At 71.5% G+C, this 23712-nt stretch carries 18 protein-coding genes and 1 pseudogene; 13 read left to right on the top strand and 6 right to left on the bottom strand.

Annotation, left to right across the window (positions count from 1 at the left end; all coding sequences use genetic code 11):
* The first annotated feature begins 267 nt into the window (after nucleotides 1–267).
* The 7 genes from AB0435_RS31590 to AB0435_RS31560 all read left to right on the top strand — a co-directional run bounded on the left by AB0435_RS31590 (nucleotide 268) and on the right by AB0435_RS31560 (nucleotide 10846).
* Entirely contained in the window at nucleotides 268–1182 is a 915-nt protein-coding gene (locus tag AB0435_RS31590; RefSeq protein ID WP_366007358.1) for a 4-(cytidine 5'-diphospho)-2-C-methyl-D-erythritol kinase, read from the top strand.
* A 107-nt stretch (nucleotides 1183–1289) separates the two neighbouring features.
* The gene (locus AB0435_RS31585) at nucleotides 1290–2093 is read left to right on the top strand and encodes a helix-turn-helix transcriptional regulator (RefSeq protein ID WP_366428521.1); all 804 of its coding nucleotides are present in this window, start codon (nucleotides 1290–1292) and stop codon (nucleotides 2091–2093) included.
* Entirely contained in the window at nucleotides 2090–2269 is a 180-nt protein-coding gene (locus AB0435_RS31580) for a DUF397 domain-containing protein (RefSeq protein WP_366428520.1), read from the top strand. The genes AB0435_RS31585 and AB0435_RS31580 overlap by 4 nt, the downstream gene beginning before the upstream one ends.
* A 107-nt stretch (nucleotides 2270–2376) precedes the next feature.
* Nucleotides 2377–4869 (top strand): FtsX-like permease family protein, encoded by a 2493-nt coding sequence (locus AB0435_RS31575; protein WP_366428519.1) that lies wholly within the window; start codon nucleotides 2377–2379, stop codon nucleotides 4867–4869.
* A gap of 517 nt (nucleotides 4870–5386) precedes the next feature.
* On the top strand, nucleotides 5387–7183 hold the full coding sequence (locus tag AB0435_RS31570; protein WP_366428518.1) for an ABC-F family ATP-binding cassette domain-containing protein: 1797 nt from the start codon (nucleotides 5387–5389) through the stop codon (nucleotides 7181–7183).
* A 742-nt stretch (nucleotides 7184–7925) separates the two neighbouring features.
* On the top strand, nucleotides 7926–9797 hold the full coding sequence (locus tag AB0435_RS31565; protein ID WP_366428517.1) for a hypothetical protein: 1872 nt from the start codon (nucleotides 7926–7928) through the stop codon (nucleotides 9795–9797).
* A gap of 311 nt (nucleotides 9798–10108) precedes the next feature.
* The gene (locus AB0435_RS31560) at nucleotides 10109–10846 is read left to right on the top strand and encodes a LuxR C-terminal-related transcriptional regulator (RefSeq protein ID WP_366007364.1); all 738 of its coding nucleotides are present in this window, start codon (nucleotides 10109–10111) and stop codon (nucleotides 10844–10846) included.
* On the opposite strand, the gene AB0435_RS31555 is transcribed toward AB0435_RS31560, so the two are convergent.
* Nucleotides 10803–11036 carry a hypothetical protein gene (locus AB0435_RS31555; RefSeq protein WP_366007365.1) on the bottom strand — a complete coding sequence of 78 codons (234 nt, stop codon included), beginning with the start codon at nucleotides 11034–11036 and terminating at the stop codon, nucleotides 10803–10805. The two genes, AB0435_RS31560 and AB0435_RS31555, sit on opposite strands and share 44 nt — an antisense overlap.
* A 35-nt stretch (nucleotides 11037–11071) precedes the next feature.
* Nucleotides 11072–12742, bottom strand: a complete 1671-nt coding sequence (locus tag AB0435_RS31550) for a sodium:solute symporter family protein (RefSeq protein ID WP_366007366.1) — start codon at nucleotides 12740–12742, stop codon at nucleotides 11072–11074.
* Between the two features lie 103 nt (nucleotides 12743–12845).
* Between AB0435_RS31550 and AB0435_RS31545 the strand changes: the two genes are divergently transcribed.
* From AB0435_RS31545 to AB0435_RS31530, 4 genes are all read left to right on the top strand, one after another.
* On the top strand, nucleotides 12846–13961 hold the full coding sequence (locus AB0435_RS31545) for a galactose-1-phosphate uridylyltransferase (RefSeq protein ID WP_366428516.1): 1116 nt from the start codon (nucleotides 12846–12848) through the stop codon (nucleotides 13959–13961).
* Nucleotides 13958–14920, top strand: a complete 963-nt coding sequence (galE, locus tag AB0435_RS31540) for a UDP-glucose 4-epimerase GalE (protein WP_366007368.1) — start codon at nucleotides 13958–13960, stop codon at nucleotides 14918–14920. Before AB0435_RS31545 ends, galE begins: the two co-directional genes overlap by 4 nt.
* Nucleotides 14917–16071, top strand: a complete 1155-nt coding sequence (galK, locus tag AB0435_RS31535; protein ID WP_366428515.1) for a galactokinase — start codon at nucleotides 14917–14919, stop codon at nucleotides 16069–16071. The genes galE and galK overlap by 4 nt, the downstream gene beginning before the upstream one ends.
* A gap of 319 nt (nucleotides 16072–16390) precedes the next feature.
* On the top strand, nucleotides 16391–17167 hold the full coding sequence (locus tag AB0435_RS31530; protein ID WP_366007370.1) for a response regulator transcription factor: 777 nt from the start codon (nucleotides 16391–16393) through the stop codon (nucleotides 17165–17167).
* Here the strand turns inward: AB0435_RS31530 and AB0435_RS31525 are convergent.
* Nucleotides 17126–17623, bottom strand: coding sequence for a MarR family transcriptional regulator (locus AB0435_RS31525; protein ID WP_361532696.1), 498 nt, complete (start codon nucleotides 17621–17623; stop codon nucleotides 17126–17128). The genes AB0435_RS31530 and AB0435_RS31525 overlap by 42 nt on opposite strands.
* A 153-nt stretch (nucleotides 17624–17776) precedes the next feature.
* Here AB0435_RS31525 and AB0435_RS31520 point away from each other — a divergent pair, with 153 nt between their 5' ends.
* The gene (locus AB0435_RS31520; protein ID WP_366007371.1) at nucleotides 17777–18577 is read left to right on the top strand and encodes a trans-aconitate 2-methyltransferase; all 801 of its coding nucleotides are present in this window, start codon (nucleotides 17777–17779) and stop codon (nucleotides 18575–18577) included.
* A 363-nt stretch (nucleotides 18578–18940) separates the two neighbouring features.
* On the opposite strand, the gene AB0435_RS31515 is transcribed toward AB0435_RS31520, so the two are convergent.
* Both AB0435_RS31515 and AB0435_RS31510 read right to left on the bottom strand, forming a co-directional pair.
* Nucleotides 18941–19642 carry a TetR/AcrR family transcriptional regulator gene (locus AB0435_RS31515; RefSeq protein WP_366007372.1) on the bottom strand — a complete coding sequence of 234 codons (702 nt, stop codon included), beginning with the start codon at nucleotides 19640–19642 and terminating at the stop codon, nucleotides 18941–18943.
* A complete protein-coding gene (locus AB0435_RS31510) occupies nucleotides 19639–20619 on the bottom strand; it encodes a fatty acid desaturase (protein ID WP_366428514.1) in 981 nt (326 codons plus the stop codon). The genes AB0435_RS31515 and AB0435_RS31510 overlap by 4 nt, the downstream gene beginning before the upstream one ends.
* A gap of 213 nt (nucleotides 20620–20832) precedes the next feature.
* Here AB0435_RS31510 and ppc point away from each other — a divergent pair, with 213 nt between their 5' ends.
* On the top strand, nucleotides 20833–23586 hold the full coding sequence (ppc, locus tag AB0435_RS31505) for a phosphoenolpyruvate carboxylase (RefSeq protein ID WP_366007374.1): 2754 nt from the start codon (nucleotides 20833–20835) through the stop codon (nucleotides 23584–23586).
* 48 nt (nucleotides 23587–23634) lie between these two features.
* On the opposite strand, the pseudogene AB0435_RS31500 reads toward ppc, so the two are convergent.
* Nucleotides 23635–23712 (bottom strand): annotated as a pseudogene (locus tag AB0435_RS31500) (DNA-binding response regulator); the annotation flags it as partial.

The following is a 23712-nucleotide window of genomic DNA, read 5'->3' as shown; positions in this document are numbered from 1 at the left end:
GAGGACAGCGCGCGAAGCGTGCTTCGGGGGTCTGGGGGCTTGCCCCCAGTTTCGGGAAGGGGCGGGGTGGGGGAAAGCCCGCCGCAGGCGCCGACGGGCCCGCAGCCGGGGGTCTGGGGCGCGTGCCCCCGCGCGGCGGAGCCGCAGATCAGATACAGCCGGGGAGGGGCGGGGCTGGGGAACAAGCCCGCCGCAGGCGCCCACCGACCCGCAGCCGGGGACCGCCGTCGTAACATCGCCACGCCACCGACCCGAGGAGAGCCACCCGTGACCGTCACCGTCCGCGTCCCCGCCAAGGTCAACGCCCAGCTAGCAGTAGGCGGCACCCGCCCGGACGGCTTCCACGACCTGGCCAACGTCTTCCTCGCAGTGGGCCTCCACGACGAGATCACCGTCACCGAGGCCGACACTCTGAAGATCACCTGCGAAGGCCCGGACGCGGCGCAGGTTCCCCTCGACGCCACCAACCTCGCGGCGCGCGCGGCGCTCGTACTGGGCGCGCGGTACGGTCGCGAGCCCCGTGTCCACATTCACATCGCCAAGGACATCCCCGTCGCCGGCGGCATGGCCGGCGGCAGTGCCGACGGTGCGGGCGCGCTGCTTGCCTGCGACGCGCTCTGGGGTACGGGCGCCTCCCGCGAGGAACTCCTCGACATCTGCGCCGAGCTCGGCAGCGACGTCCCCTTCAGCCTCGTCGGAGGCGCCGCGCTCGGGCGTGGCCGGGGTGAGATCCTCACGCCGCTGCCCGTCGGCGGCACGTTCCACTGGGTCTTCGCCGTCGCCGACGGCGGGCTCTCCACGCCTGCTGTGTACGCCGAGTGCGACCGCCTGCGGGTCGCCTCCGGCACGGGCGCCACGTCGGCCGACGTGCCCGACCCCGAGCCCTCGCCCGCCCTCCTCGACGCCCTCCGCACCGGCGACCCGCTCGCCCTCGCCGCCTCCGTCTCCAACGACCTCCAGGCCGCCGCCGTCTCCCTCCGCCCCTCCCTCTCCGCCACGCTGTCGGCGGGTACGGAAGCGGGCGCGCTGGCAGCCATGGTCTCCGGCTCCGGCCCCACCACGGCATTCCTGGTACAGGACGCCGAATCCGCCGAGAAGGTCGCCGCCGCGCTCAGCGCCTCCGGTACGTGCCGCGCCGTACGCGTGACCTCCGGCCCGGTGCAGGGTGCGACCGTGCTCTAGCCCGTTCACCCGTGCGGGGAGAATTCCTTCGAATTGGGCTTGTATGCGGCTTGCTTGTGCCTAGCCTCCGTTGGTACCGACAGAGGTACGAAGGGGCAGGGTACGAGATGGGTGAACTCTCCCAGCCGCCGATGGCGTGGCGGCTGTCCGGAAACCAGGTCAAGCTGTGGCGGACCGAAGCCAACATCTCCCGCGAGGAGCTGGCCGAAGAGGCCGGGTACGGTCCGGAAACCATCAAGTCCATGGAGCAGGGTAGGCGGCGGCCTACCCAGCATCTCCTTGAGATCGCCGACCAAATGTGCGGTGCGAATGGAAAGTTGGCGGCTGCGCACCCGTATCTGGAGCCGGAGCGAATCGCCAGTCGCGCACGCGAGTACATGCAGATCGAGGACGAGGCGATCGCCCTGCACTGGTACGAGGTGCTGCTCGTCCCGGGCCTCTTGCAGACGGAGGGGTATGCGCGGGCACTCCTCACCAATCGTTGCCCTCCCCTGGGCAAGGAGGCGGTCGAGGCGCGGGTAGAGGGCCGGATGGAACGTCAGGCGCTGCTGGCGAAGCCCACTACGCTGTTCAGCTTCGTGATTCATGAGGTCGCCTTGCGGACCCTCATGGGTGGGCCTGAGATCATGAGAGAACAGCTCAACTCTCTTGTGGAAGCCGGAGAGTTGCACAACGTATCGATCCAGGTACTGCCCATCGGTACCACCGCTGGGGTCGGTGGTCCGTTCATCGCGATGGAGACCCCTGAGCACCGGTACTACGGCTATCAGGAAGTGCAAGGGACGAGCACGTTGCATGCGGATCCAGAAAAGGTGAGCGTCCTCATGAAGCGCCACGCCATGATCCGTATGCACGCCCTCAACCCTGCGGATTCGGCCCGATTGATCAGAAAGGTGGCAGAGGATCTATGAGTACATGGTTCAAGTCCAGTTACAGCGACGACGATGCCGCAGCATGTATCGAAGTCGCCGCGCTCTCCCACGCCGTCCAGATACGTGACTCCAAACGCCAGGACGGCCCCAGAATCACCATAGGAGCCCACGCCTGGGCGGCCTTCATAAGCTACGCCGCCGACACCGACAGGTAGGGCTAACCCCACCCCCACTCACCTGCTGTTCCCATGGGACGGGACCACGTACCTCCCTAGCGTGGAGGACGTAACCTCCGGACAGCTAAAAAAGGGCGTGGCCGTCGATGATGGGCAAACTCGCAGCGCGCTCGCTGCGGCACCGTATCGGCGGCTTCACCGCCACTTTCCTCGCGCTCTTCATCGGCGCGACGCTCGTCATGGCGTGCGGCGGGCTGATGGAGACCGGTATCCGCGACAACGTGCCGCCGCAGCGCCTCGCGGGGGCGGGCCTCCTCGTCACCGGTGACCGGACGCACGAGGTGAAGACGAGCAAGAAGCACAAGAAGACCACCACGCTTCCCGAACGGGTCGAGATACCGGCCGAGTTGGCCGACAAGGCAGGGGCCGTGCCCGGGGTCCGTACGGCGGTCGGGGAGCGGACCTTCGACGCGGCGGTGCTCGGTGGCGGGGAACCCGCGAAGGCGGAGGCGCACGGGTGGGAGTCGGCGGCGCTCACCCCGTACGCGCTCACGGCGGGCAGCGCGCCCGCGCAGGGGGAGGTCGTCCTCGACGCCGGGCTCGCCGGGCGCGCGGGCGTCGGCGTGGGGGACAGGGTGCGGATCGCCGCGCACGGCGGCTCCGCCGCGTACCGCGTGAGCGGCGTCGGCACGGCGCGGGACGTGCCGCGGGCCACGGTGTTCTTCTCCACGGCCGACGCCGTACGACTGTCCGGCCGACCCGACACCGTCGCCGACATCGCGGTCACCCTCGCGCCCGGCGCGAGCGCGGGCACCGTACGCAAGGGCGTCGCCGAGGCCCTCGCAGGCCAGCCCGTCACCCTGCTCACCGGTGACGACCGGGGCAGCGTCGAGCACCCGGAGGTGCTCCAGGGCGGCGAGGACCTGGTCGCGCTGGCCGGGGCGGTCGGCGGTCTGGTCGTGCTGGTGGCGGTGTTCGTCGTGGCCGGTACGGTCTCGCTGACCGCGCAGCAGCGCAGCCGGGAACTCGCCCTGCTGCGGGCGATCGGCACGACCCCGCGCCAGCTGCGGCGCATGCTGCTGGGCGAGACCCTGATGGTCATGGTCCTCGCCGCGGCGGCGGCCTGGCCCGCGGGGCCGGTGGTGGGGCGGTGGCTCTACGACACCTTGGTCGACAGCGGCATGATCGCGGAGACGGTCGAGTTCAGCCAGGGCTGGATCCCGGCGCTGCCCGCGTACGGGGCGCTGCTGCTGACCGCCGTGGTCGGCGGGCTCCTCGGCAGCGCGCGGGCGGTCAAGGCCAAGCCGGTGGAGGCGCTGGGCGACGCGGCCGTGCCGAAGGACCGGCTGCATCCCGTACGCGTCGTCGCCGGGCTGCTGTTCCTCGCGGGCACGGTCGCGCTGACGCTGGTCACCTCGCTCGTCCTGCGCGGCCCGGTGGCCGCCAGCACGGCGGGCCCGACGGTGATGTGCTGCGCGATCGCGCTGGCGCTGCTGGGCCCGTGGTTCGCCAAGGCCGCCACCCTTCTGCTCCACTGGCCCGTACGCCTCCTCGCCGGCACCCCCGGCAAGCTGGCCGCCGTCAACTGCCGTGTCCGCGCGGCCAAGACGGCGGCGATCGCCACCCCCGTCATGCTCGCCAGCGCCCTCGCCACCGGCATGCTCTACCTCCAGACGACCACGGCCGCCGCGACGGACAAGGTGTTCAGCGAGGACCTGCGGGCCGACGCGGTGATCACGTCCGCGACGGGCGGCGTCGACCCCGCACTGCTCGACCGGGTGCGCGCCCTGCCGGGCGTCACGGCGGCCGGCGCGTACGTCACCAGCACCGGCTACACCGGCGACAACGGCGACCCCAAGAAGGGCCTCCCCTTGCGGGGCGTCAGCGCGGACGCCGTCACCCAGACCCTCGCCACCGAGGCGAGCGCGGGCAGCCTGCGCGAGCTGCGCGGCGCGGCGGTCGCGCTCCCCGAGAGCGTCGCGCACCGCATCCACCGCGGGGTGGGCGACGGCATGCGGCTGTGGCTGGGCGACGGTTCGGTGGCGGACGTACGCGTCGTCGCCCTCTTCAAGAGCCGCCCCGGCTACGACACGGTGCTCACCAGCGCGGAACTCCTCGCCCCGCACACGACGGCCGGGCTGCCGACACAGATCCTCGTACGAGCCGCCTCCGGCACGGACCTCTCCGCGGTGGCGGGGCCGGGCATGAAGATCAGCGGCCGCGACGAGGTGACGGCGGCGCACGCACGTGACAACCGGACTCAGGCGTCGGTCAACTACCTGGTCGTCGGGATGCTCGTCGCCTACACGGTGCTCTCCGTCGTCAACACGACCGCCGTCTCCGTGGGGAACCGCCGGAAGGAGTTCGCACTCCAGCGGCTGGTGGGGGCCACGCGGGGCCAGGTCCTCCGGATGATGACGGTGGAGGGGCTGCTGGTGGCGGGCGTCGGACTGCTGCTGGGCACTGCCGCGGCGGCGACGACGCTGGTTCCTTTCGGGGTGGCGGCGTCCTGTGCGGTGTCTGGGCCGGTGTGGATCTATGCGGCGGTGGTTTGCGGGGGGTTCGGGGTGACGCTGATCTCTACTCTGCTGCCGACGCTGTCGGCGCTCCGCTCTAGGCCGGTGGAGGCGGCGGGCTGACTGGGGCTGAGCCCCAGGCCCCCGGCTGCGGGCTGGTTGACGCCTGCGGCGGGCTTCTTCCCCTACCCCGCCCCTTCCCGAAACTGGGGCGCTGCCCCAGACCCCGAACCTCGGATCCGTTGCCTCCCCCAGCTACCGCTGGGAGGTGCCCCCAACGGGCTGAAAAGAAAAGAACGGCGCACCGGCCGAAAAGAAAGGCGCGCCCCGAAGGGGTCTACGCACCCACCGGCCGTGAACGTACCCACCGGCGGAGGGGGTGGGGCCGGAGGGTGGGGTTCTGGAACGCGGTGCGTTGTCAGGGCAACCAATGCGCCTGACGGCGCCTCGCACCGCGTTCCAGGTCCTCAGCCCGGAGGTCACACCCCCGGTCCAGCCACAAACCCAGCCCGGCCGGCGATTGAGGCCGCCCCGCCGCAGGCGGCAACGAACCCGCACCCCACATCGATCCGCCAAGCGCAGCGGACCCGCACCAGACCACGCCGACTACCCTGGGAAGCCGATCACCCAAAGGAGCGGAATGGCCACCAACCTCGTCAATCTGGAAGCCGTCGAAAAGGTGTACGGCACACGTGCACTCCTCGACGGCGTCTCCCTCGGCGTCAACGAGGGTGACCGGATCGGCGTCGTCGGCCGTAACGGCGACGGCAAGACCACGCTCATCCGCATCCTCGCCAAGCTGGAGACCGCCGACAAGGGCCGCGTCACCCACGCGGGCCACCTGCGCCTCGGCGTGCTCACGCAGCACGACTCGCTCGACCCGAAGGCCACGATCCGGCACGAGGTCATCGGCGACATGGCCGATCACGAGTGGGCGGGCAACGCCAAGATCCGGGACGTGCTGACGGGCCTCTTCGGCGACCTGCACCTGCCCGGGTTCGAGAACGGCCTGGACACGGTCATCGGCCCGCTCTCCGGCGGCGAGCGGCGCCGCATCGCGCTCGCGAAGCTGCTGATCGCGGAGCAGGACATGATCGTCCTGGACGAGCCCACCAACCACCTCGACGTCGAGGGCATCTCCTGGCTGGCGGCCCACCTGCGGGCGCGCCGCTCGGCGCTGGTGTGCGTGACGCACGACCGCTGGTTCCTGGACCAGGTCTGCACCCGCATGTGGGACGTGCAGCGCGGCGACGTGCACGACTACGAGGGCGGCTACAGCGACTACGTCTTCGCCCGCGCCGAGCGGGAGCGGATCGCCGCGACCGAGGAGGTCAAGCGGCAGAACCTGATGCGCAAGGAGCTCGCCTGGCTGCGGCGCGGCGCCCCGGCGCGTACGAGCAAGCCGCGGTTCCGCATCGAGGCGGCCAACGAGCTGATCGCGGACGTACCGCCGCCGCGCGACACCGCGGAGCTGATGAAGTTCGCGAACAGCCGGCTCGGCAAGACGGTCTTCGAGCTGGAGAACGTCTCCGTGCAGGCCGGCCCCAAGGAGCTGATCAAGCACCTGACCTGGCAGCTCGGTCCGGGCGACCGCATCGGTCTGGTCGGCGTGAACGGCGCGGGCAAGACGTCGCTGCTGCGCGCGCTCGCCGAGGCGGCCCGTACGCAGGGCGAACGGCAGCCGGCCGCCGGGAAGATCGTCGTCGGCAAGACGGTCAAGCTCGCGTACCTCTCGCAGGAGGTCGGCGAACTCGACCCCACGAAGCGGGTCCTGGAGGCCGTCCAGCAGGTGCGGGACCGCGTCGACCTCGGCAAGGGCCGGGAGATGACCGCCGGGCAGCTGTGCGAGAAGTTCGGCTTCACCAAGGAGAAGCAGTGGACGCCCGTCGGCGACCTCTCCGGCGGTGAGCGCCGCCGCCTCCAGATCCTGCGCCTGCTGATGGACGAGCCCAACGTCCTCTTCCTCGACGAGCCGACCAACGACCTCGACATCGAGACCCTGACCCAGCTGGAGGACCTCCTCGACGGCTGGCCCGGCTCCATGGTCGTCATCAGCCACGACCGCTACTTCATCGAGCGCACCACCGACCGCGTCTACGCCCTGCTCGGCGACAAGGCCCTGCGGATGCTGCCGCGCGGCCTCGACGAATACCTCGAGCGGCGGCAGCGGGTCATCGAGGCTGCGGTCCCCGCTGCCGCTCCGGTTCCCCAGAAGGTCTCCTCGGCCAGCGACTCCCGCGCGGCGAAGAAGGAGCTCCAGAAGATCGAGCGACGCCTCGACCGGATCTCCGACCAGGAGGCGAAGCTTCATTCCGCTATCGCGGAGCAGGCGACCGACTTCTCGGCGGTGGCGAAGCTTGATGCGGAGCTGCGGGAGTTGGCGGGGGAGCGGGAGGAATTGGAGCTGCGCTGGCTGGAGTTGGCGGAGGACGCGTAGCCGTTGGTGGCGGTGGCGGTGGCGGTGACGATGGCGGGTGCGTTGCCGCCTGCGGCGGGGCGCCCTGCGGGCGTGGCCTCAAGCGCCGGCCGGGCTGGGTTGTGGTGGGTGCCGGGGGCGGGACCTCCGGGCTGGGAACCTGGAACGCGGTGCGGGCACCGTCACGCGTATTGAGCACCCTGAAGACGCACCGCGTTCCAGAACCCCACCCTCCAGCCCCACCCCCTCCGCCGGAGGGCGACATCAGGGCCGGTGGGGTGCGCCGTTCTTTTCAGCCCGTTGGGGGCACCTCCCAGCGGTAGCTGGGGGAGTTTGAGGACAACGCGCGAAGCGTGTTGCGGGGGCCCGGGGTCTCCCCAGTTTCGGGAAGGGGCGGGGTAGGGGAAAAGCGCCGCAGGCGCCCACCGACCCGCAGCCGGGGGCCTGGGGCACGTGCCCCAGTGCGGGAAGGGGCGGGGCTGGGGAACAAGCCAGCCGCAGGTGACAGCAGCCCGTGGCCGGAAACCGTCCCAGCGAAAGACCTCGCAACGGTCTCGTCACGGCAAGGGCTCGAACCCCCGTAACCGCACCTGGGACCCCGGAATCGGGTGATACAAAAGACATCCGCTCGCCTGCCGCCCGACTGGCGGGATGCGCGCCCGATTCGCTCCTTCCCGGTGGATTTTCGGTCGTTTTCGGCCATGGTCACCGGGAGCGCGGGGGAGAACGGACGGGTGCCGCACCCGCGTAAAGAGGAAAGCTGATGTCACAGCCGCCCCAGCCGCCCAACCAGCCGCCAGGGGTTCCCCCGGCGCAGCCAGGCGGAGGCTTCGGAGCGCCGAACCCCTCGTACGGCTACCCGCCGGCGCCGCCGCAGGGCGGGCCGGGCTACGGCTACCCGCCGGCGGCCCCGGCCCCGCAAGCTCCGCAGGCCCCGCAGGCACCTCCGCCCCCGGCACTCCAGAAGCCCCAGGCACCTCCGCCCCCGCCGCCGAGCGCCCCGCAGGGACCGCCCCCGGCCGGCTACGGCTACCCCGGCCGGCCCGGGCCGCCGCCCGGCCCGCCGCAGGGATTCGGCCAGCCCGGGCCGCCGCAGGGATTCGGCGCCCCCCAGGCGCCGCAGGGATTCGGCCAGCCCGGCACGGGACAAGGCTTCGGCGCGTACCCTCCCGGCCCTCCCAGCCCCGGCAACGGCAACGGCAACGGCAACGGCAACGGCAACGGCCGAGGAAAGCAGCGCCTGGCGGTCATCGTCTCCGCCGCCGTCGCCCTGGCGCTCGTCGTCGGCGGTGGCATCTGGTACGCCACCTCCGGCAGTGGCGGCAAGGACGATCAGGCCAAGAAGAGCAGCGACAGCTCCCACACGGGCGGTGACGACAACAGCGGGCCCAAGCCCAAGGCCGTCGACGGGAAGCTGCTGTTCAGCGTGCCGTCGGAGGACGTCAAGGACATGGTCCACGCCCAGGGCATGTGGGCCACCGACCAGGTCGTCGCCAAGTCGGACGTCTACAAGGTCACCGGCTACGGCCTGTCGGGCGGCAAGAAGTGGGAGATCCCGGTCGACGGCGCGATCTGCTGGGCCAATCAGCAGGCCACGGCCGACGGCAAGGCCGTCATCCTGGTCAGCGACGGCAAGCAGACCGATGACAAGCCCTACGGCGGGCCCTGCACGCAGGTCGTCGCCCTCGACCTCAACAAGGGCACCAAGCTCTGGCAGAAGACCGCCAAGACCGGCGACAAGGACATGACCTTCAGCGAGGTCACCATCGGCGGCGGCACCGTCGCCGCGGGCGGTCCCACCGGTGGCGCCGCCTGGACGCTGGACGGGGGCAAGGAGCTGTGGAAGCCCAAGGACGGTGACGACTGCAAGGACGCCGGTTACGGCGGCGGCGACAAGCTCGTGGCCGTGCGCCGCTGCGGCGACTACCAGCGGCCGCAGCTGAGCATCCAGACCCTCGACCCCAAGTCGGGCGGGGTCAAGTCCGAGTTCAAGATGCCGATGGGCCTGGACTACCCGCACATCGCGTCCACCGACCCGCTGGTCGTGGCCGTCTCCGCGGGTGACTCCACCGGCAACGGCGCCTCGGACTTCATGGTGATCGACGACAGCGCCAAGGAAGGCAAGCTGAAGTCGAAGATCTCCACGGGCAACGGCGAATACGAGCCCAAGTGCCCGGCCACGGAGGCGGAGGGCTGCACGAAGATCTCCGTCACCAAGGACACGCTCTACCTCCCGACCAAGCAGCACTCCTCGGGCGACTCCGACCAGCCCGGCCAGGTCAACGAGATCATCGCCTTCGACCTGAACTCCGGCCAGACCAAGGGCAAGACCGAGGGCGTCCCCGGTGCCCAGCTGATGCCGCTCGGTGTCGACAAGGACGGCTACGCGATCGCCTACCAGAACGCGACGTACAAGGGCGGCGGGCAGGTGCTGCGCATCGACCCCAAGACGTACAAGGCCGATGTGCTGCTGAAGAACGGCGATGATTCGGCCAAGATCGAACAGGACCTCTCCCCGCAGTTCAAGCAGGGGCTCTGGGCGCAGGGCCGGCTCTTCCTGGGCTCGGACTTCGTCCACAAGTCGACCCCCGGCCTGGACCGCGAGAACCTGATGGCGGTCTTCGGCGGGAACTGACCCCGCCGTACGGAACGGCCGGTACCGGAGGTTGACGCCGGTACCGGCCGACCTCTTGCCGTAGCGCCCGTGCCGTAGTCGTTTCCGACCGGTTGACGCACGATGAAGCACGCTGAAAGTCGTATCCCTGCCCGTCGCGCCTCTGTGCCTGAACGATCCGTTTCAGTCTCGAAGTACACGCGATTGGCAGGGATTTCGGCATTCCGGGGGACTTCTCACCGGTAAGGGGCGCGGAACGTCGAACAAGCGTGTAGCTTCCGGGGGCAAGAGGGTCGGCATAGAGACGTACGCGGGCGACAGGGGGCAAGCGCATGGGCGTGCGGCTCATGGTGGTCGACGACCACCGACTGCTGGCCGAGGCGCTCGCCTCGGCCCTGAAGCTGCGCGGGCACCGGGTGCTGGCCGCGGCGGCACCGAGCGCGGGCGCGGCCGACCTGGTGGTCAGCCGCGCTCCCGAGGTGTGCCTGCTGGGCACCGCCGCGCCCGCCGAGCCGGGGGCCTTCGACCCGGTCGTGCGGATCAAGCGCGAGCGGCCGCAGGTGGCCGTCGTGGTGCTCGGCCCCGTGCCGAGCCCGCTGGGCATCGCCGCGGCCTTCGCCGCGGGCGCCTCCGGCTACGTCCGGCACAACGAGCGCATCGAGGGCGTCGAGCGGGCCATGATGAAGGCCCGCGCGGGCGAGGCCGCGGTCGACCCGCAGCTGCTCCAGGGCGCCTTCGCCGAGCTCCTCAACCCCGCCGCCCAGCCCGACGACGAGGGCGCCCGGCTGCTCCAGCTGCTCACCCCGCGCGAGGTCGAGGTGCTCGTGCGGGTCGCCGAGGGCGAGGACACCCGGCTGATCGCGGCGGGCATGGGAATAGCTCCCAGCACCGCGCGCACGCATGTGCAGCGCGTCCTGATGAAGCTGGGCGTGGGCTCCCGGCTGGAGGCGGCGGCCCTCGCGGCCCGCACGGGTCTCCTCGACCGCGCGGCGGGCGCCACCGCCGCCTCTGGGGGTACGGGCCGGGTCATCGCTCCGCGTCCTCCGGCGGGGCCACAGGGCGGAGCCTGAACCAGGCCAGGAAGAAGGCCCCGAGCGCCAGCATGCCCAGGCCCGTCCAGAGGTTGATGTTGATGCCCTGGGCCTTGTCCAGGTCCGCGTCGGAGGCGGCGATCCCGGCGCCGGTGACGATCACGCCGTACACCGCGAACAGGCCGCCGATGATCAGCCGCAGGTCGAACAGCCGTTGTTTCCGCTTCATGGCAACTCCGTGAGGATCCAGGCGTTCCGGGCCGGTCAGAAGGAGAACGGGACGTAGCAGGCGGCGGCGAGGACGACGGCGCCCCAGCCGAGCAGGGCGGGCCTGCGGTACCACGCGTCGTCGCCCTCGGCGGGCGGCTCGGGTACGCCGGGCGCGGTCGTGCCGTAGACGAAGCCCGCCAGCGAGGAGACGGGCCTGGGCTCCGTGGCGTACGAGACGGCCACCGTGACCACCGCGCCGACCGCGAACGCGACGATCGCGGAGACGAAGTTGGCGCCCTGGTCGGACGGGATCGCGACGACCCCCTGCTTGTACAGCCAGAAGTAGTTGAGCATCGCGGCGACCGTGCCGGACAGCAGCCCCCAGAAGCCCGCCGCGGCCGTGGCCCGCTTCCAGAACATGCCGATGATGAAGACGCAGAACAGCGGCACGTTGAAGAACGAGAACAACGTCTGGAGGTAGTTCATGATGTTGCTGAACGACGAGGCGATGAACGCCGTCCCCATGCCCGCCAGCACCCCGATCGCGGTCACCCACCGGCCGGTCGCCAGATAGTGCGCGTCGGGGCGGTCCTTGCGGATGTAGGCGGCCCAGATGTCGTTGGTGAAGACCGTGTTGAAGGACGAGACGTTGGCCGCCATGCCCGCCATGAAGGCCGCGAGCAGCCCGGTGACCGCGAGCCCCAGCACGCCGTTCGGCAGCAGGTCGCGCATCAGCACGGGGATCGCGTCGTTGTAGCTCAGGTCGCCGCCGGGGCGGCCCAGGGCCGGCTCCATGGCGGCGGCTATCAGGCCCGGCAGCACCACGGCGAGGGGGATGAGGAGCTTGGGGAAGGCGGCGATGAGCGGGGTGCGCCGGGCGGCGCCGAGGTTCTTCGCGGACAGCGCGCGCTGCACCTCGGCGAAGTTGGTGGTCCAGTAGCCGAAGCTGAGCACGAAGCCCAGACCCAGCACGATGGTCAGCCAGTTGGCGCCCAGCGGGTTGGCATGGCCGATTCCCGTCCCGCCCCAGGCGCTCAGGTAGTCGTCGCCGCGGCTGTCCGAGAGGGTGTGGGACAACCCGTGCCAGCCGCCCACCCGTTGGAGGCCCACGACCGTGAGCGGGATCAGCGCGGCGAGGATGACGAAGAACTGGAGCACCTCGTTGTAGATCGCCGAGGAGAGCCCGCCGAGCGTGATGTACGCGAGGACGAACAGGCCCGCGACCACGATCGCCACCCACTGCGGCCAGCCCAGCAGCGCCTGGAGCACCAGCGCCAGCGCGTAGAGGTTGACCCCGGCGATGAGCACGGACGACACCGCGAAGATCACCGACGACAGCAGGTGCGAGGACGGCCCGAAGCGGTGCAGCAGGAACTCCGGTACGGAGCGCACCTTCGAGCCGTAGTAGAAGGGCATCATCACCAGGCCCAGGAAGACCATGGCCGGTATCGCGCCGATCCAGTACCAGTGGACCGTGTACGCGCCGTACTGTGCGCCGTTGGCGGCCATGCCCAGGATCTCCGTGGCGCCGAGGTTGGCGGCGACGAAGGCCAGGCCGGTCACCCAGGCGGGCAGCGAGCGGCCCGAGAGGAAGAAGTCCAGACTGGTGCGGACCGCGCGGCGGGCCGCGAACCCGATGCCCAGGACCACGGCGAAGTACAGGGCGAGGATCGTGTAGTCGAGTCCGTTGACGGGAAGGCGCAGCCCTTCGGCCAGTTCGCGCATGGGTCACCTCAATCGCTCGCTGTTGACGGCGTTGTTGGGTCATGCTTCCTTGTGTTGAGTTGTGTGTGAAGGTGTTCGGACTGTTCGGTGAGAGAGGTTCCGGATGAAGCGGACGGCCACCCGGCTCGCGGACGGGCGCGAGCTCTTCTACTACGACCTCCGCGACGACACCGTGCGCGACGCCCCCGACCGGCGGCCACCCGATACTGTCGCCACCGCCTCCGAGGTCCGCCGGGACCCGCTCCTCGGCGACAGCGTCGTCATCGCCTCCCACCGCCAGGGCCGCACCCACCACCCGCCGCCCGACGCCTGCCCGCTGTGCCCCTCGCGCGACGGCCGGGCCACCGAGATCCCCGCGGCCGACTACGACGTCGTCGTCTTCGAGAACCGCTTCCCCTCCCTCGCCGGCGACTCCGGCCGCTGCGAGGTCGTCTGCTTCACCCCCGACCACCACGCCTCCTTCGCCGACCTCGACGAGGAACGGGCCGCGCTCGTCCTCGCCGCCTGGACCGACCGCACCGCCGACCTCGCCGAACTCCCGGCCGTCGCCCAGGTCTTCTGCTTCGAGAACCGCGGCCGCGAGATCGGCGTGACCCTCGGCCACCCGCACGGCCAGATCTACGGCTACCCCTTCACCACCCCGCGCACCGAGCGCATGCTCGCCTCCGTGGCCCGGCACCACCGCGAGACCGGCGGGCGGAACCTCTTCGACGCCACCCTGGCCGCCGAGCGAGCCGACGGCCGCCGGATCGTCCTGGACACCGACCACTGGACGGCCTTCGTGCCGTACGCCGCGCACTGGCCGTACGAGGTGCACCTCTACCCCCGCCGTCGCGTCCCCGATCTGCGCTTCCTCGACGACGCGGCCCGCACAGAGTTCCCACAGGTCTATCTGGAACTGTTGCGGCGCTTCGACCGGATCTTCGCCGGGAGGGCGGGCGGGAAGAACGCAGGGAGGGAGGGCGGGAAGAACGCAGGGAGGGAGGGCGGGAAGAACACGATGCCGGAACCCACGCCGTACATCTCCGCCTGGCACCAGGCGCCCTTCCGCCACCCCCACAGGAGTGAATTCGCCCTGCATCTGGAGCTCTTCACCGTCCGCCGGGCTCCCGGCAAGCTGAAGTTCCTCGCCGGTTCCGAATCCGGCATGAGTGTGTTCATCAACGACGTGCCGCCCGAGGCCGCGGCCGAGCGACTGCGAGAGGTAGCGAGCACATGAGCACATACCTGGTCACGGGCGGTGCCGGATACGTCGGCAGCGTGGTCGCCGCCCACCTGCTGGCCGCCGGCCACAGCGTGACCGTCCTCGACGACCTCTCCACCGGCCACCGCGCGAGCGTCCCCGACGGCGCCCGCTTCATCGAGGGCCGCGTGCAGGACGCCGGGCAGTGGCTGGACAGCTCCTACGAGGCGGTGCTCCACTTCGCCGCGTACTCCCAGGTCGGCCAGTCCGTCGCCGACCCCGAGCCGTACTGGCGCAACAACGTCGGCGGCACCGCCGACCTCCTCGCCGCCATGCGCGACGCGGGCGTGCGCACCCTCGTCTTCTCCTCCACCGCCGCGACCTACGGCGAACCCGCGGCCGTCCCGATCACCGAGGACGCCCCCACCGCCCCCACCAACCCCTACGGCGCCACCAAGCTCGCCGTCGACCACATGATCGGCGGCGAGTGCGCGGCCCACGGCCTGGCCGCCGTCTCCCTGCGCTACTTCAACGTGGCGGGCGCCCACGGGCCTCACGGCGAGCGGCACGCCCCCGAGACCCACCTCATCCCCCTCGTCCTCCAGGTCGCCCTCGGCGAGCGCGAGTCCGTCTCCGTCTACGGCGACGACTACCCCACCCCCGACGGCACCTGCGTCCGCGACTACATCCACGTGGCCGACCTCGCCGAGGCCCACCTCCTCGCCCTCTCCGCGGCCCGCGACGGCGAGCACCTGATCTGCAACCTCGGCAACGGCAGCGGCTTCTCCGTCCACGAGGTCATCGAGACCGCCCGCAAGGTCACCGGCCACCCCGTCCCGCAGACCGCCGCCGCGCGCCGCCCCGGCGACCCCGCCGTCCTCGTCGCCTCCGCCGAACGGGCCGCCGAGACCCTCGGCTGGCGCCCGCGCCGCACGGAACTGGCCGACATCATCGCGGACGCCTGGGAGTTCGCCCGGCGGGCGGCCGCCGAGTGAGCGCCCGCGCCACGGCCGACGCTTATCGGCGGGCCTTCGGGCACCCGCCCGCCGGGGTCTGGGCCGCCCCCGGCCGGGTCAACCTCATCGGTGAATACACCGACGTCAACGAGGGGTTCGTGCTCCCGCTCGCCCTCCCGCACACCGTACGGGCCGCCGCCTCGCCCCGCGCCGACGGCCGGCTCCGCCTCCACCAGGGCGACGACCCCGCCACCGGCTGGGCCGAACTCGCCCCCGCAGACCTGGAACCGGGCCGCACCACGGGCTGGGCCGCCTACCCCGCCGGGGTGCTGTGGGCCCTGCGCGAGGCCGGCCACGAACTCGGCGGCGCCGACCTCCAGATCGACGGCGACGTCCCGCAGGGCGCCGGGCTGTCCTCCTCGGCGGCCCTGGAGTGCGCCGTCGCCCTCGCCCTCGCGGAGACCGCCGGACTCACCCTCTCCCGGCAGGAGACCGCCCGGATCTGCCAGCGGGCGGAGAACGCCTTCGTCGGCGTCCCCTGCGGGATCATGGACCAGACCGCGTCCGTGAGCTGCGCCGCCGGACACGCCCTCCACCTCGACACCCGCGACCTCACCCACCGCCAGGTGCCCTTCGACCCGGAGGCCGCGGGGCTGCGGCTGCTGGTCGTCGACACCCGCGTGAAGCACGCGCTGGCCGACGGCGCGTACGCGAAACGGCGCGCCGGTTGTGAGGCGGGGGCCCGCGCGCTGGGCGTATGCGCGCTGCGCGACGTGCCCCACGACCGCCTCAAGGACGCCCTCGACCGGCTGCCGGAGCCGGGGACGCGGGCGCTGGTGCGCCACGTCGTCACCGAGAACGAGCGCGTCCGGCAGGTCGTCGCGCACCTCGACGCGGGCGACGTCCGGGCCGTGGGACCGCTCCTCGACGCCGGGCACGCCTCGCTCCGCGACGACTTCCGGGTCTCCTGCCCGGAGCTGGACCTGGCGGTCGCGGTTGCGAATTCCGCGGGGGCGCTGGGCGCCCGGATGACCGGCGCGGGGTTCGGCGGATCGGCGCTGGCGCTGGCGCCGGCGGAGCGGGCGGCCGATGTGGAACGCGCCGTTCTGGACGCCTTCGCGCGGGCGGGCCACGCCCGGCCGCGGGTGTTTGCGGTGGTCGCGGGGGCGGGAGCCCGTCGCCTGGCGTAGCCGGGGGTGCGAAAACCGGCGGGTACATGGACAACATCGAGTCGTTCCATGTCGTTCACTGCCCCAATACTGAACAGAAAGCTCACCATAAACACGCGGGTCAGGCAGTTTTGCCAATCGGCTTCCGTTGCCGGACCCCCGCCGTACGCTGATGCACAGCGCCGGTGGGGGCCGACGCTGATCAGGGGGCGAGACAGTCAGGTACGACGCCCGGGGGCGGGGTAGTTGTCATGGCACGGCGGCGGCCGTGCGCGCGTGGCGACCCCGGCACCGGGCGCCGTACCCGCACTGCCCGCCTACCCGGGACATGGGGGTGGCTGTGGCACGAATTCGGGTTCTGGTGGTCGACGACCACCGCATCTTCGCCGAGTCGCTCGCCGCTGCCCTCGCGGCCGAGCAGGATGTGGACGTCTCGGCGGCCGGCAGCGGTCCGGCGGCGATGCGCGCGCTGGAGCGCGCGGCGGGCGAGGGCCGTCGCTTCGACGTGCTCCTGATCGACGCAGATCTGGGCACGGTGGCGACGGACGGCGTGCCGGGGCAGCGCGTGCCCGGCCAGGAGGGCGCGCCCACGGAAGGCACCGTCGACGGGATCTCGCTGGTGGCGGGCGTCCGCAGCGGACAGCCCGCCGTGCGGACGGTGGTGCTCGCCGAGCGCGACGACCCCAGACGGGCCGCCGCCGCGCTCCAGGCGGGCGCGGGCGGCTGGGTGGCCAAGGACTGCTCGCTGTCCCGGCTGCTGGCCGTCATCAGGGGCGTCCTGCGGGACGAGACGCACCTGCCGCCGGCCCTGCTCACCGGGGTGCTGCGGGAGCTCACGGCCGCGCGCAAGCACCGCACCGAGAGCGAGCGGCTCGTGGAGTCGCTGACCCCGCGCGAGCGCGAGGTGCTGCGCTGCATGGTCGCGGGGCTGGGCCGCAAGGCCGTCGCCGAGCGGCTCTACCTCTCCCCGCACACGGTGCGCACGCACATGCAGAACGTGCTGGGGAAGCTGGGCGTGCACTCCACGCTCGCGGCGGTGGCGCTGGCCCGGCGGGCCGGGGTGGGGCCGGTCGACCTAGCCGGGCACATTGTCGAACGGGGCGGTCAACTGACGTAGCAGATCGGCCAGTTCGCGCCGCTGCCCGCCGGGCAGCCGGGCGAGGATGGCGCGCTCCTGGGCGAGCAGCCCGGCGAGCGCCTCGTCCGCGCGGTCGCGCCCCTCGGCGGTGAGCCGCACCAGCACGCCCCGGCGGTCGCTGGGGTCGGGCAGCCGCTCGACGAGGCCGCGCTTGGCGAGCCGGTCGATGCGGTTGGTCATGGTGCCGGAGGTGACCAGCGTCTGGGTGAGCAGCTGGCCGGGGGAGAGCTGATAGGGGTCGCCCGCGCGGCGCAGGGAGGTGAGCACGTCGAACTCCCACGGCTCCAGCTGGTGCTCCGCGAAGACCAGTCGCCGGGCCCGGTCGAGGTGGCGGGCGAGCCTGCTGACGCGGCTGAGCACCTCGAGCGGTTCCACGTCGAGGTCCGGGCGCTCGCGGCGCCACGCTGACACAAGTCGATCGACCTCGTCCTCCATGACGATCAGTGTAGTTGGTCTGTCGACATGAAGTCTCTTGACGTCAAGATATTTTGGGGTGGATGCTTGATTCATCGGCGTACGGAACCCGTACGTACGGGACTCCGAGCGCCCCCACTCCCGTACGTGCGCCCCTGTCTGGAGGCTCCACCCATGACCAGCGCACCCACCTGGGACCCGCAGCAGTACCTCCGCCACTCCGGCCACCGCACCCGCCCCATCCACGACCTCCTCGCCCGAGTCCCCGAACTGCCCGGCGCCCCCGCCCGCATCGTGGACCTCGGCTGCGGCCCCGGCAACGTCACCGCCCTCCTCGCCGAACGCTGGCCCGGCGCGCGGATCACCGGACTCGACAACTCCGCGGAGATGCTCGCCGAGGCGGATCGCACCGCCGCCGGCGGCGGCCGGATCGCATTCGCCCGCGCGGACCTCGCCGACTGGGCCCCGGCCGGGACCTACGACCTGATCTTCTCCAGCGCGACCTTCCAGTGGGTCCCGGGGCACGCGGAACTCTTCCCCGCCTGGACGCGGGCCCTCGCCCCCGGCGGCACCCTCGCCTTCACGATCCCCGGCAACTTCACGGCGCCGAGCCACGTCCTCCTGCACGAACTCTGCGAAAGCCCGCGCTGGCGCGACCGCCTGGGCGGCCTCTACCGCGCGGGCCACATCCTGGAACCGGGCGAATACCTCGACCGGCTCGCGGGCCTGGGCCTTGACGTGGATGCGTGGGAGACGACGTACGTACAGCTGCTGCCGGGGCCGGACCCGGTGCTGGACTGGACGAAGGGGACGGCGCTGCGGCCGATGCTGACTGCCCTGGCGGGCGATGCGGAGGCGACGGAGGATTTCCTCGCGTCGTACGCGGCACGACTCCGCGAGGCGTATGCGGCGGGGCCGCATGGCACGGTCTTCCCGTTCCGGCGAATTTTTGTGGTGGCGCGGCGGGTGCGTTGATTTTTCCCCAGCCCCGCCCCTTCCCGAAACCGGGGAGACCCCGGACCCCAGCGACCTTCGGTCGCGTCCTCAAACGCCGGACGGGCTGGATGGTGCGGGCCGTAGCCAGCGATTTCAGCCCGTCCGGCGTTTGAGGACAACGCGCGAAGCGTGTTGCTGGGGGTCTGGGGCGCAGCCCCGGTTTCGGGAAGGGGCGGGGTAGGGGACAAAGCCCGCCGCAGGCGCCACGCACCCGCGCCCCCGGGGGCCTGGGGCGGAGCCCCCCCACGCGGCGGAGCCGCATATCAGACGCAGCCGGGAAGGGGCGGGGTGGGGAACAAGCCCGCCGCAGGCGCGAACCGGCCCGCACCAGACAGCGGCGCCCTAAGACCTCCGATGCCCCACAAGACGAGGCTTCGGCTCCAGCCCGTCCAGCCCGTGCCACGCCAGGTTCACCAGATGCGCCGCCACCTCCGCCTTCTTCGGCTTGCGCACGTCCAGCCACCACTGGCCCGTGAGGGCGACCATGCCCACCAGGGCCTGGGCGTAGAGCGGGGCCAGCTTCGGGTCGAAGCCGCGGGCCTTGAACTCCAGGCCCAGGATGTCCTCGACCTGGGTGGCGATGTCGCTGATCAGGGAGGCGAAGGTGCCCGTGGACTGCGCGACGGGCGAGTCGCGGACGAGGATGCGGAAGCCGTCCGTATACGTCTCGATGTAATCCAGCAGGGCGAAGGCCGCCTGCTCCAGCAGCTCCCGCGGGTGCCCGGCCGTCAGCGCGCCCGTCACCATGTCGAGCAGCTGCCGCATCTCGCGGTCGACCACCACCGCGTACAGCCCCTCCTTGCCGCCGAAGTGTTCGTAGACCACCGGCTTGGAGACCCCGGCCTTCGCCGCGATCTCCTCCACCGAGGTGCCCTCGAACCCCCGCTCGGCGAAGAGTGTGCGACCGATGTCCAGCAGCTGCTCACGGCGCTCCGCGCCGGTCATCCGCACCCGGCGGGTGCGCCGGGTCCCCGGAGCAGGGGTCCGGGTCTTGCCACTGGTGGAATCGCTGGAATCGCTGTCGGTCGCCACGCTGTCAATCATGCCGCGTGAACGGCGCTTTCCTTCCGCCGGGAGTCGATGCGGTCCGCGTCCGGCCAGCGCACGTCGTACGCCCAGCCGGCCTTCTCCAGCCAGCGGATGATGCGGGCGCTCGAATCCAGCTGGCCCTTCAGCACGCCGTGGCGGGCCGAGGTCGGGTCGGCGTGGTGCAGGTTGTGCCAGGACTCACCGCAGGAGAGCACCGCCAGCCACCACACGTTGCCCGACCGGTCACGCGACTTGAAGGGGCGCTTGCCCACCGCGTGACAGATGGAGTTGATCGACCACGTCACATGGTGCAACAGCGCCACCCGCACCAGTGAACCCCAGAAGAACGCCGTCAGCGCACCCTGCCATGACCACGTCACCAGCCCGCCGACCAGCGGCGGGATCAGCAGCGACACCGCCGTCCACAGCACGAACTGCCGCGACACCCGCCGGATCGCCGGATCCTTGATCAGATCCGGTGCGTACTTCTCCTGCGGCGTCTGCTCCTCGTCGAACATCCAGCCGATGTGCGCCCACCACAGACCCTTCAGCAGCGCCGGCACGGTCTCACCGAACCGCCACGGCGAATGCGGATCGCCCTCGGCGTCCGAGAAGCGGTGATGTCTGCGGTGATCCGCCACCCAGCGCACCAGCGGACCCTCCACCGCCATCGACCCCATGACCGCCAGGACGATCTTCAACGGCCGCTTCGCCTTGAACGCGCCGTGCGTGAAATGCCGGTGGAACCCGATCGTGATGCCGTGGCAGCCGATGTAATACATCGCCACCATCAGCCCGAGATCGAGCCAGCTCACCCCCCAGCCCCACGCCAGCGGAACGGCGGCCACCAGGGCCACGAACGGCACGGTGATGAACAGCAACAGCGCGAACTGCTCCACCGAGCGCTTGCTGTCACTGCCCAGAGTGGCGGACGGGAGCGGCGTTTCCTGGGCCTTCGGCGCGTCTTCGATCACGTCGGGGCTTGCGGTCATCAGATCCCTTAAGGGGGCTCGGGGCATGGCTACGGGTCCGTAACCTACGGCTACGTAAGTATGGCAGGGCAGGGCTCCGGAGCAAGAGGGCTGTGGACAACCGCGCGTCGGGCGGCGACCTATGCTGGTCACCGTCGGACAGCGCGGTCCGCGAACCCTCCAGACGTGCCAGAAACTCTGCAAGGAGCCGCACCTGTGAGCAGTGCCGACCCCATCAGCCTCGCCGCCGGGGAAACCCCGCGGAACGACGCCGAAGCACAGCGCAGCGCCGCCCTGCGCGCCGACATCCGGCGCCTCGGCGACCTCCTCGGCGAAACCCTGGTCCGCCAGGAGGGCGAGGATCTCCTCGACCTCGTCGAGCGCGTCAGGGCCCTCACCCGCACCGACGGCGAAGCCGCCGCCCGGCTCCTCGGCGACACCGATCTGGAGACCGCGGCCAAGCTGGTCCGCGCCTTCTCCACCTACTTCCACCTCGCCAACGTCACCGAGCAGGTGCACCGCGGCCGCGAGCTCCAGGCCAAGCGCGACGCCGAGGGCTCGATACTCGCCCGCACCGCCGACCAGCTCAAGGACGCCGACCCCGAGCACCTCCGGCAGACCGTCGACCACCTCGGCGTACGCCCCGTCTTCACCGCCCACCCCACCGAAGCCGCCCGCCGCAGCGTCCTCAACAAGCTCCGCCGCATCGCCGAGCTGCTCGACACCCCCGCCGGCGCCACCGGGGACAAGCGCCGCACCGACCTGCGCCTCGCCGAGAACATCGACCTCCTCTGGCAGACCGACGAGCTCCGCGTCGCCCGCCCGGAGCCCACCGACGAGGCCCGCAACGCCATCTACTACCTCGACGAGCTCCACGCCAACGCCGTCGGCGACGTCCTGGAGGACCTCGCCGCCGAGCTCGACCGCGTCGGCCTCGCCCTGCCCGCCACCACCCGCCCGCTGACCTTCGGCACCTGGATCGGCGGCGACCGCGACGGCAACCCCAACGTCACCCCCCAGGTCACCTGGGACGTCCTCATCCTCCAGCACGAGCACGGCATCACCGACGCCCTCGAACTCGTCGACCTCCTCCGCAGCGCCCTCTCCAACTCCATCCGCAACAGCGGCGCCACCGAGGAACTCCTCTCCTCCCTCCAGCGCGACCTCGAACTCCTCCCCGAGATCAGCCCCCGCTACAAGCGCCTCAACGCCGAGGAGCCCTACCGCCTCAAGGCCACCTGCGTCCGGCAGAAGCTCGTCAACACCCGCGAACGCCTCGCCCGCGGCACCTCACACCAGGAAGGCCGCGACTACCTCGGCACCGGCGAACTCCTCGCCGACCTCCAGCTCGTCCAGGACTCCCTGCGCGCCCACCGCGGCGGCCTCATCGCCGACGGCCGCCTGGAGCGCGCCCTGCGCACCCTCGCCGCCTTCGGCCTGCACCTGGCCACCATGGACGTCCGCGAACACGCCGACGCCCACCACCACGCCCTCGGCCAGCTCTTCGACCGGCTCGGCGAGGAATCCTGGCGCTACGCCGACATGCCCCGCGACTACCGCCGCAAGCTCCTCGCCAAGGAACTGCGCTCACGCCGCCCGCTGGCCCCCACACCCGCACCGCTCGACGCCGGCGGCCAGAAGACCCTCGGCGTCTTCCGCACCATCCGCAAGGCCCTGGAAGGCTTCGGCCCCGAGGTCGTCGAGTCCTACATCATCTCCATGTGCCAGGGCGCCGACGACGTCTTCGCCGCCGCCGTCCTCGCCCGCGAGGCCGGACTCGTCGACCTCCACGCCGGCTGGGCCAAGATCGGCATCGTGCCGCTCCTGGAGACCACCGACGAGCTCAAGGAAGCCGACCGCATCCTCGACGAGATGCTCGCCGACCCCTCCTACCGGCGCCTGGTCGCACTGCGCGGCGACGTCCAGGAGGTCATGCTCGGCTACTCCGACTCCTCCAAGTTCGGCGGCATCACCACCTCCCAGTGGGAGATCCACCGCGCCCAGCGCCGCCTCCGCGACGTCGCCCACCGCTACGGCGTACGGCTGCGCCTCTTCCACGGCCGCGGCGGCACCGTCGGCCGCGGCGGCGGCCCCACCCACGACGCGATCCTCGCCCAGCCCTGGGGCACCCTCGAAGGCGAGATCAAGGTCACCGAGCAGGGCGAGGTCATCTCCGACAAGTACCTCATCCCCGCCCTCGCCCGCGAGAACCTGGAACTGACCGTCGCGGCCACGCTCCAGGCGTCCGCCCTGCACACCTCACCGCGCCAGTCCGACGAGGCACTCGCCCGCTGGGACGCCGCCATGGACACGGTCTCCGACGCCGCCCACGGCGCGTACCGCCGCCTGGTCGAGGACCCCGACCTGCCCGCCTACTTCTTCGCCTCCACACCCGTCGACCAGCTCGCCGAACTCCACCTCGGCTCCCGGCCCTCCCGCCGCCCCGACTCCGGCGCCGGACTCGACGGCCTGCGCGCCATCCCCTGGGTCTTCGGCTGGACCCAGTCCCGCCAGATCGTCCCCGGCTGGTACGGCGTCGGCTCCGGCCTCAAGGCCGCCCGCGAGGCCGGACTCGACAACGTCCTGGAGGAAATGCACGAACACTGGCACTTCTTCCAGAACTTCCTCTCCAACGTCGAGATGACCCTCGCCAAGACGGACCTGCGCATCGCCCAGCACTACGTCGACACACTCGTCCCCGACGAGCTCAAGCACGTCTTCGACACGATCCGCGCCGAACACGAGCTGACCGTGCAGGAAGTCCTGCGGATCACGGGGGAGCGGGAACTGCTCGACTCCAGCCCGGTGTTGAGGCAGACGTTCCATATCCGCGACGCGTATCTGGACCCGATCTCGTATCTCCAGGTGACGCTGCTCGATCGCCAGCGGCAGGCCGCGGAGCGGGGGGAAGCGGCGGATCCCTTGCTGGCCAGGGCGCTGCTGCTGACCGTCAACGGGGTGGCGGCGGGGCTGCGCAACACGGGCTGAGGCGTGGGTGCGGGTCCGTTGCCGCCTGCGGCGGGAGCGCCCTTGGGGCCGCACCTGGAAGCCCTCGGCCCGCAGCCGGGCCGCGATGGCGTCGACGATGGTCCGGTCGTCCTCGACGACGAGCAC

This window comes from Streptomyces sp. NPDC051173 (assembly GCF_040689515.1).
In the GTDB taxonomy this organism is placed as follows: Bacteria; Actinomycetota; Actinomycetes; order Streptomycetales; family Streptomycetaceae; genus Streptomyces.
Note: the sequence above shows the minus strand (reverse complement) of the source record. Positions and strands in the feature narration are given on the sequence as shown.